The organism is Actinomycetes bacterium, assembly GCA_036000965.1.
In the GTDB taxonomy this organism is placed as follows: domain Bacteria; phylum Actinomycetota; class CALGFH01; order CALGFH01; family CALGFH01; genus DASYUT01.
The window spans coordinates 1-7994 of record DASYUT010000079.1; the positions used below are offsets into that span (position 1 = coordinate 1).

At 72.0% G+C, this 7994-nt stretch carries 12 protein-coding genes; 6 read left to right on the top strand and 6 right to left on the bottom strand.

The window, feature by feature from the left end:
- Nucleotides 1-183 precede the first annotated feature (183 nt).
- Nucleotides 184-573, bottom strand: coding sequence for a hypothetical protein (locus VG276_06465; GenBank protein HEV8649045.1), 390 nt, complete (start codon nt 571-573; stop codon nt 184-186).
- 164 nt (nt 574-737) lie between these two features.
- Between VG276_06465 and VG276_06470 the strand changes: the two genes are divergently transcribed.
- The 3 genes from VG276_06470 to VG276_06480 all read left to right on the top strand — a co-directional run bounded on the left by VG276_06470 (nt 738) and on the right by VG276_06480 (nt 3651).
- Entirely contained in the window at nt 738-1205 is a 468-nt protein-coding gene (locus tag VG276_06470; protein HEV8649046.1) for a hypothetical protein, read from the top strand.
- A gap of 484 nt (nt 1206-1689) precedes the next feature.
- Nucleotides 1690-2223: a pyridoxamine 5'-phosphate oxidase family protein gene (locus VG276_06475; protein HEV8649047.1), complete on the top strand. Its 534-nt coding sequence runs from the start codon at nt 1690-1692 to the stop codon at nt 2221-2223.
- A 39-nt stretch (nt 2224-2262) separates the two neighbouring features.
- The gene (locus VG276_06480) at nt 2263-3651 is read left to right on the top strand and encodes a wax ester/triacylglycerol synthase family O-acyltransferase (GenBank protein HEV8649048.1); all 1389 of its coding nucleotides are present in this window, start codon (nt 2263-2265) and stop codon (nt 3649-3651) included.
- Nucleotides 3652-3900: 249 nt separating this feature from the next.
- On the opposite strand, the gene VG276_06485 is transcribed toward VG276_06480, so the two are convergent.
- The 3 genes from VG276_06485 to VG276_06495 all read right to left on the bottom strand — a co-directional run bounded on the left by VG276_06485 (nt 3901) and on the right by VG276_06495 (nt 5520).
- Entirely contained in the window at nt 3901-4593 is a 693-nt protein-coding gene (locus tag VG276_06485; protein HEV8649049.1) for a VIT family protein, read from the bottom strand.
- A 209-nt stretch (nt 4594-4802) separates the two neighbouring features.
- The gene (locus VG276_06490; protein ID HEV8649050.1) at nt 4803-5195 is read right to left on the bottom strand and encodes a CBS domain-containing protein; all 393 of its coding nucleotides are present in this window, start codon (nt 5193-5195) and stop codon (nt 4803-4805) included.
- A 43-nt stretch (nt 5196-5238) separates the two neighbouring features.
- A complete protein-coding gene (locus VG276_06495; GenBank protein HEV8649051.1) occupies nt 5239-5520 on the bottom strand; it encodes a hypothetical protein in 282 nt (93 codons plus the stop codon).
- On the opposite strand from VG276_06495, the gene VG276_06500 reads away from it, so the two are divergent.
- The 3 genes from VG276_06500 to VG276_06510 all read left to right on the top strand — a co-directional run bounded on the left by VG276_06500 (nt 5510) and on the right by VG276_06510 (nt 6736).
- Complete coding sequence (locus tag VG276_06500) at nt 5510-5815, top strand: transposase (GenBank protein HEV8649052.1); 306 nt, start codon at nt 5510-5512, stop codon at nt 5813-5815. The two genes, VG276_06495 and VG276_06500, sit on opposite strands and share 11 nt — an antisense overlap.
- 175 nt (nt 5816-5990) lie before the next feature.
- Complete coding sequence (locus VG276_06505; protein ID HEV8649053.1) at nt 5991-6458, top strand: DDE-type integrase/transposase/recombinase; 468 nt, start codon at nt 5991-5993, stop codon at nt 6456-6458.
- Nucleotides 6459-6553: 95 nt separating this feature from the next.
- Nucleotides 6554-6736, top strand: coding sequence for an IS3 family transposase (locus VG276_06510; GenBank protein HEV8649054.1), 183 nt, complete (start codon nt 6554-6556; stop codon nt 6734-6736).
- Nucleotides 6737-7073: 337 nt separating this feature from the next.
- Here VG276_06510 and VG276_06515 read toward each other — a convergent pair whose 3' ends face one another.
- On the bottom strand, nt 7074-7268 hold the full coding sequence (locus tag VG276_06515; protein ID HEV8649055.1) for a hypothetical protein: 195 nt from the start codon (nt 7266-7268) through the stop codon (nt 7074-7076).
- Nucleotides 7269-7323: 55 nt separating this feature from the next.
- Nucleotides 7324-7994: glycosyltransferase (locus VG276_06520; protein HEV8649056.1), on the bottom strand; the 671-nt coding region annotated here is incomplete at its 5' end.

A 7994-nucleotide genomic window follows, 5' to 3' on the forward strand; every position in this document is an offset into this window, starting at 1 on the left:
CAGGCGGGCGTTGCGGCGCGCGTCACCCCGCGACAAGCCGTTACGCTTGGACATGGACATCCTCCTATGTGGTTGGGACACCAAGCCCGCTCACCACATCAGGGGGATGTCCCTTCCTTCAACCACTCCAGGAGTTACTAGCGGGCCCCGGCGCAGCAATGCGCCGCCGCTACCCGGCGGACCTCAGACTCTTTCGCGATGGGGCTCCCCCTGGCGGCGTTGGCCGTCGAGGGAGGAGGACGGGGTGGACAGGCTCATCGAACGCTGCGCCGGGCTGGATGTGCACAAGGCGTCGGTCACCGCGTGCGTGCGGGTGCCGGCGGAGCGACCTGGGGAGCGGCGCAGCGAGACCCGCACGTTTCGGACCACGACCGCGGGGCTGGTGTTGCTGGGTGACTGGCTGGCGAGCCACCGGGTCAGCGTGGTCGGGATGGAGTCGACCGGGGTGTTTTGGAAGCCGCTTGCCCTGGAGGTCCGCCTGGACGCCGTGGCCGCGGTCATCCTCGACGGGCTGTCGTACCGGCGTGCCGGCCGGGCGGTCGGCATCTCCACGACCGGGGTCGGCGACAGCATGGACCTGTTGCTCGGCCCCGTGGCAGCGTTGGGGCTCTGCCAGCCCGACGGCACCTTCGTCACCACCCTCGATGACCTGCGCGAGCTGCTCGCGGAGATGGCCGAGGTCGGCGAGGCGGTGTGTGTGGACGGGCCGGCGAGGCGGGACCAGGTGGGCCAGGCGGGTGGCCAGCCAGAAGGTGCTGTACGACGCCAAGCGGCATGCCCACACCGCCCAGGGGCTGTCGGTGAGCACGATCTGGGGCGACCTGCTGTGGGTGGACGGCGGCGTACTGGCCGGGCAGCTGCCACGAGCACGAGCTCATCAAGCTGGCAGGGCTGGACCAGGTGCTGGACGGCGTCGAGGTCGCCAGCGTGCTGGACCGGGGTTCCGCGGGCTGGCCAGGGCGCGCGACCACTGGCATGCGCCGGTCGGGGACCGGCGGACCAAGGACCGCCTCACCGAGGGGCAGCGGACCTACAACCGCGTGCAGGCGGGGCTGCGGGCGCTGGTGGAGCAGTCGATCGCGCAGCTGGCCAACGCCTGGGCACTGCGCCGCTGGCGCGGGCTGCTGTACCGCGTCCGGGATGTCTTCCGGGCCGCTGGCGCGCTGATCTGTCTCCGCCGCTGGCTCCACCGGGTCTCCGCATGACCGGGGCATCACGGACACCCTCAATCAGGACAACTTCACGTTCATCCACTTGGCCATGCTCGCGCTGGTGGCCTCGGTCCGTGGCGAGGAGGACCTCTGCCGCGACGAGGCCGAACTGGCCTCGGCGGCTCGATCGAACGCGACGTCCGCCCGCCACCATGGGCGCGAACCTCGCCTCGCCCACCTTGACTCGGGCTCGGTCGCCGCCGAGGCGCTCGAGCGCCTTGAGCTCCTGCTCCGGTCAGGCGTGAGCTTCAGCGTTCGTCAGGTCTGCCTCCCTGAGCTGGTGGAGGCCGCGGGTCGGGTCGAGGGTCCCGATCGACACCTACCGTTCGCCCCTACCAGCGCCGGCGGTTAGCCAGTACGACTGGTTCCAGCAGATGGGCGAAGGTCTCGCCCCAAGGTCGGAGCACGGTCAGGAGACGCGGCCATGGCGACAACGACCCAGCACAAGCAAGCAGGCGTCGGCAGGGGAGGCGAGGGTGTGACCCGCACAGCCCCCGGGGACGACGGCCAGCCGATGGCGGCTCGTCTCACCACCGAGCAAGTCTGGCACCAGCTGGCCAAGGCGTCGTTTGCGGTCCTCAGCCACATCACGCCGGCGGGGGAGCCCCGATCCAGCGGCGTGGTCTACACCACCGTCGGACGGCGGCTGTATGTGGCGACCGCCCCCGACAGCTGGAAGGCCAGGCACATCGCGGCCAGCCGGCGGGTCGCCGTGACCGTGCCGGTGCGCCGGGGCGGGCTCCTGTCGTTGGTGGCGCCGATCCCGCCCGCAACCGTCAGCTTCCACGCCACGGCGATCGTCCACCCGGCCGGCTCACCGGCGGCCCGGTCGCTGTCGAAGGAGCTGGCGTCGCTGCTGCCGGCCGAGCGGCGGGCCTCCAGCTGCATCATCGAGGTCATCCCCGAGGGCGCGTTCCTGACCTACGGCCTGGGCGTCTCCCTGTCGAAGATGCGCACCCCGGCCGCGGCTCACGCACGCGTGCCAGTGACGCAAGAAGGGGTGGATAGGTGACGAACGACGAACGAAGAACGACAAAGGAGCGTGGATGTCATGGCCAAGCCACGCCGCCTGGACCGGCTGACCGCCCCGGACCTCCTCATGCTGTGGGCGGACGATCTCGGCTGGTCCCAGGACATCGGCGCGCTCGCCATCCTGGACGGCACCCGGCTGCTGGACCGTGATGGTCGCGTCCGGATCCAGGCCATCCGCCGGCAGCTGGAGCCGAGGCTGGCCCTGGTCCCGCGCTTCCGGCAGCTGCTGTACCGACCCCGGCGGGGGCTGGGCTGGCCCCTGTGGGTCGACGCGGCATCCTTCGACCTCGCCGACCACCTCCGGGTCTACCCGCTGGCCGCTCCCGGCGACCAGGCCCAGCTGCTGGCGGCCTGTGCGCAGCTGTCTCGGCGACGCCTGGATCGGTCCCGGCCGCTGTGGGAGGCGTGGTTGCTGCCCGGCCTGCCAGCACACCAGGTGGGTCTGTTCCTGCGCGCCCATCACACCCTGGCCGACGGCGTGGCGGGCGTGGCGGCCTTCGGGGCGCTGCTGGACCTGGCCGCCGATGCGCCCACCCCGGTCGCGCCGCCGTGGACGCCGACCCCGATCCCGACCGCGGGCGAGCTGCTGCGCGACAACCTGCGCCGGCGCCTGCGGGGGCTGGGTCGCGGGCTGTCGCGCCTCGCCCATCCGAGCAGGACGCTGCGCCGGGCGCGGCGCGCCTGGTCGGCGTGGCGGGAGGCCTTCGCCGAGCGTGCCCCCCGCACCAGCCTCAACCGCCCGATCGGCGCCGACCGCCGGCTGGCGGTCATCCGCAGCCGCCTGGAGGTTGCCAAGCAGGTCGCCCACGCCCACCACGCCACGGTCAACGACGTGGTCCTGGCCGCCGTCGCCGGCGGCCTGCGCCAGCTCCTGGCAGGCCGTGGCGAGGACGTCCAGGGGCTGGTGCTGCGCGTGATGGTGCCCATCTCGCTCCATCGGGAACAGCCGGGGCAGGCACGCGGCAACCAGGACGCGATGATGCTGGTGCCGCTGCCGCTGGGGGAGCCCGACCCGGTCCGCCGGCTCGACCTGATCGCCGCCGAGACCGCCGCCCGCAAGCAGCAGGCCCGCCCGCAGGTGGGCAGCGGGATCTTCCGGTTCGTCGCCGTCCAGCGCGCGTGGTACCGGTTCCTGGCCCACCAGCGGTCGGTGAACCTCTTCGTCACCAACGTCCCGGGGCCGCCGGTGCCGCTGTATCTTGCCGGAGCGCGGCTGCTGGAACTGTTCCCCGTGGTGTCGCTCATGGGGAACCTCACGCTCGCCGTCGCCGTTTTTTCTTACGCCGGGCAGCTCAGCCTCACCGCGGTCGCCGACCGGGACGGCTGCCCCGATGTGGAGGTGTTCGCCCAGGGCGTTCGCAGCGCCCTTGACGGCCTCGCGCGGTCGATGCTTGTGGCTGCCTCTTGAGGAGGCGTACGGAGCATCGCGGACACCCTCAATGAGCTGACCCGGGTGGTGATCGGCACGGCCCAGCGAGAGGGCCGCTTTCGAGCCCGGGCGGTGCGGATCGATTCGACCGTGATCGGGGCCGACATCCGGTACCCGAGCGACGCGAGGCTGGCCTTGCAGGACGCACGGATGCTGGCCCGCGAGGGCCGCAGGCTGGTCGGCCGGCTACGCGGGACGGTGGTGCGGGTGGTGGATCGGTCCCGGCAGTCACAGTCCGGTCGCGCCTACCAGCTGCCCGATCAGCGCCGTCAGGCCCATCGCCAAGCCCCCTCCGATGGTCACCCGCAGCGCCGCCCGCCAGACTCGGGCACCGCCAAGCCGTGCGCCGACCACCCCGAGCAGCGCCAGCAGCGCCAAGGCGGCCAGCGCCGTCACGGGAATCCGGACACCGATCGGGGCCAGCACGATCAGCGTCAGCGGCAGCGCCGCCCCGAGCGCGAAGCTCAGCGCCGAGGCCACCGCCGCCTGCAGCGACCGCGCGAACACGCCCGGCTGCAAGCCAAGCTCGTCGCGGAGATGACTACCCAGCGGGTCGACCGCCATCAGCCGCTCGGCGACCGTCGCGGCCAGCTCCCGATCCAGCCCCCGCCGTACGTACACCTCGGTCAGCTCGGCCCGCTCGAACTCCGAGTCGGCGGCCAACTCCCGACGCTCCCGGCCGATGTCGGCCCGCTCGGCATCGCGTTGTGAGCTGACCGACACGTACTCCCCGGCCGCCATTGAGGTCGCTCCAGCGACCAGCCCGGCCACGCCAGCCAGCAACACCGCGTTCCGCGATGCGGCAGCCGCGGCGACCCCGATCACCAGGCTGGCGGTGGACACGATGCCGTCGTCGGCCCCGAGCACCGCGGCCCGCAGCCAGCCGGCCCGACCGCTGCGATGCAGCTCCCGATGCATCATCACCTTCCTCCAAGACCTGCCATACCGGCCCGGCCCAGACCGATCGCCTACCTGCAGCCGACCACGATCGACGTGAACCAAGGCTACCGAGAAGACCACTCCACCTGAGCGACATGGCAGCCTCCGGAGGCAAGGCTGCAACATCGGCAAGCGGTCGCCCGCCGCTTCTCGTGTCGCTCGACGCGTGGCCTACCGGCAGTTCGATGGAGCTAGCCGGTGTTGCCGGCCAGGCGGATGGCGGTGCCGAGCAGGTCACGGATCGACACCATGCCAATCACCTGCTGGTCGTCCTCGGACAGGACTGGCAGGTGGCGGCACTCGAACTCGAACATGGTCGAAGCGACCTCGTGGATGTCGGCGTCGAGGTGGACGGCGGCGGGCGTCGCGGTCATGTACTCGGCGGCGGTGGCGCCTCGCGGGTCGACCCCTTCGGCGATGGCCCGGGTGAGGTCCCGTTCGGTGAGGATGCCCGCGAACCGGCCGCCGACGGTCACCACGACCGACCCGACCTGCTCGTTCTGCATGCGCTCGGCGGCGTCGGCCAGCCGGTCGTCGCCGTCGACGCTGACCACCCAGGGACGGAAGATCGACCTGACGTTCATCTCGCTTCACCTCGTCTGGACTTGTCCTCATCTGCCGCCAACGCTAGACGGCGGCGGTCCGGCGCCTCAGGGTCTGGTGGCCCGATGGTCCCGGGCCGATCGGCTCAGCCACCGTCCTCCGGTGCTGGCGGGCGACCGCCTTGCGGGCCTCCTCGGCCGCGACCAGCAGCACCGGGGCGACCAGCATCGGCACCCACTGGGCAAGGGCCAACGGTTGGTGACCGAGCAGGGCTCGCACCGGCCCCAGGTAGACGAACGCGAGCAGCGCCAGGCCCTCGACGGCGACCGCGCCTACCAGCAGTGGGAGGTTCGGGATGCCAAGCAAGCCCTACCCGGAGGCGTTCCGCCGGGATGCGGTTGAGCTGGTCCGCAGCAGCGGCAAGACGGTCGCCCAGGTCGCCAGGGAGCTGGGGCTCAACCGCGAGACGCTGCGGCTTTGGCTGCGCCGCGACCAGGCCGACCGCGGCGAGCGCCACGACCTGTTGACCACCGCCGAGCAGCAGGAATTGGTGCGGTTGCGCCGCGAGAACGCCGAGCTGCGCACCGAGCGGGAGATCCTCAAGGCCGCCGCTGCTTTTTCGCCAAGGAGACGACCCGGTGACCCGGTATCGGTTCGTTGACCGGCACCGCGCGGCATGCGGGCTGCGGCGATGCTGCCGGGTGCTCCCGCGTCTCCTCCTCTGGGGTACTACCAGTGGCACCGGCGTGGCCCGTCGGCCCGCGAGCGTGCCGACCAGGCGCTGACCGAGCAGATCCACCAGGCCAGTGACGCCACCTACGGCGCCCCGCGCGTCCATGCCGAGCTGGGAGCTCGCTTGCGGCGTCCGGGTCGGCCGCAAGCGGGTCGCCCGGCTGCTGCGCTCGGCTGGGCTGGTGGGCTGCCACCGGCGCCGGCGGCTGGCGGGGTTGACCCGGCGCGACCCCAAGGCCGCGCCGGCACCGGACCTGTGCCACCGGCAGTGCAGCCCACCCAAGCCGGACCGTCTGTGGCACGCCGACGCCACCGAGCTGCCCACCGACGAGGGCAGGCTGTACCTGGTGGCGATCGTCGACGGCTGTTCCAGGTTGGCGGTGGGCCACGCGATGGGCGAGCACGCTAACGCGGCGCTGGCGGTCGGCGCGGTGGAGCTGGCGGTCAGCCGCCGCCGGGTCGACCCCGACGGCGGGCTGATCCACCACTGTCTGAAGCGCTACCTCGCCCGAGAGATCTACTACTTACTCAAGCCGGCAAGTCAGGCAACCAAGCGCTCCCAGGCCGCTTGACAAACAGGAGAGCATCCACGGTTGCCAGTTCACCGCGCTGGCGTTCGGCAGCAGGCTGTGGGCGCTGGGCATGCGCCCGTCGATGGGCGCGGTCGGTGACAGTCTGGACAACGCCGCCTGCGAGAGCTTTCTTCGCGAGCTTGGAGTGTGAGCTGATCGACCGGCGGCACTGGCGCACCCGGGCGGAGGCGCGCATGGAGGTGTTCTGGTGGATCGAGGCGGTGTACAACCGAACGAGGCGGCACTCGTCGCTTGGCTCGCTGCGTCCGGTGGAGTAGGAGGCAAGGCTACCCATGGCAGCCAGTAGCAGCGACCCAAGCAAACAGGAAGCGTACGGGAAACCGGGGCAAGTCCACACTACCTGCGGCACGGACGCGATCTTGAGCACGAGCTGGCCAGCCACGCCCACCAGCACGACCATCCCGCGGTCGCGCACGAGCATGCACCGCATGCCGACCAGACCAAGGAGCCGAGCTGGAGATCATCCACGTCCAGGACCGCAGCCAGACGTGGGAGGGCAGGCTCGGGCCCAAGGCCACCGTCCGCGCCAGCTACGGCCGGCGGCAGGAGCGGCGGGCTCGTCAGCAGACGTCGGAGGCGCTGCGCGGGCTGCCGCTATCGTGGTCGTTTTCGCTGCGCGTCGGGGACCCCGCCGATCAGCTCGAGGCCGCCGCCGATGAGCAGCACGCCGACGTCATCGTGGTGGGTGCGCACGGGCTGGGTGCAGCCGAAGACCTCGGTGCCGAGCGGCTGGGGTGGGTGTCGACCCGCATGGCGCACCACGCCCGCCTGCCAGTCCTCATCGTTCACTGAGCACGGCCGGCCGGGCGAGACTGGTACCGGCCCGCGGCTGACCCGGGGACGCTCATGCCGCGGCACAGTCCGCCCCGCGGATCAGCGGAGCGTACACGGCCTCGTAGCCCGCTACCATCGCGGCCACGTCGAACCGCCAGGCCCGCTCGCGGCAGGCCGCCGGGTCGATGCGTTCGACCCGGTCCAGCAGCGCCGGCAGGTCCTCGGGCCGCTCGGCGACCAGGCCGGTGCGGCCGTCGGCGATGATCTCGGCGACCGCGCCGCCAGCCAGCGCAACCACCGGGGTGCCGCAAGCGAGCGCCTCGACCAGCACGATCCCAAACGGCTCCTGCCAGCGTACGGGAAACAGCAGGCAGCGGGCGCGGGCCAGCAGGTCCTTTTTGACGGCGGTGTCGGCCTCCCCGACCCAGGTGACGTCGCCGCCGAGATGGGGGCGGATCTCGCGCTGGAAGTAGGCCAGCTCGGCCGGCTCGCTGCACTTGGCGGCCAGCACCAGGGGCACGCCAGCCGCGCGGGCCGCCTGGATGGCGAGGTGGGCGCCCTTGACGGGGTGCATGCGCCCGAGGAACAGGGCGAAGTCCTCCTTGTCGGCCCGGTATGGGTACTGGTGGACTGGGATGCCGTTGTGGACCACGCCCGCCCAGGGCAGGTCCGGGAGCTGGCGGCGCTGCGCCTGCGAGATCGCCACCAGCGCGACCCGGTCGGCAATGGCGCGGTAGTAGC

Coding starts and splice junctions, on each gene's coding strand:
- VG276_06465 (HEV8649045.1), bottom strand. CDS start 573: ATGCTGTCGCCGACCCCGGTCGTGGAGATGCCGACCGCCCGGCCGGCA.
- VG276_06480 (HEV8649048.1), top strand. CDS start 2,263: ATGGCCAAGCCACGCCGCCTGGACCGGCTGACCGCCCCGGACCTCCTC.
- VG276_06485 (HEV8649049.1), bottom strand. CDS start 4,593: ATGATGCATCGGGAGCTGCATCGCAGCGGTCGGGCCGGCTGGCTGCGG.
- VG276_06490 (HEV8649050.1), bottom strand. CDS start 5,195: ATGAACGTCAGGTCGATCTTCCGTCCCTGGGTGGTCAGCGTCGACGGC.
- VG276_06500 (HEV8649052.1), top strand. CDS start 5,510: ATGCCAAGCAAGCCCTACCCGGAGGCGTTCCGCCGGGATGCGGTTGAG.
- VG276_06505 (HEV8649053.1), top strand. CDS start 5,991: ATGCCGAGCTGGGAGCTCGCTTGCGGCGTCCGGGTCGGCCGCAAGCGG.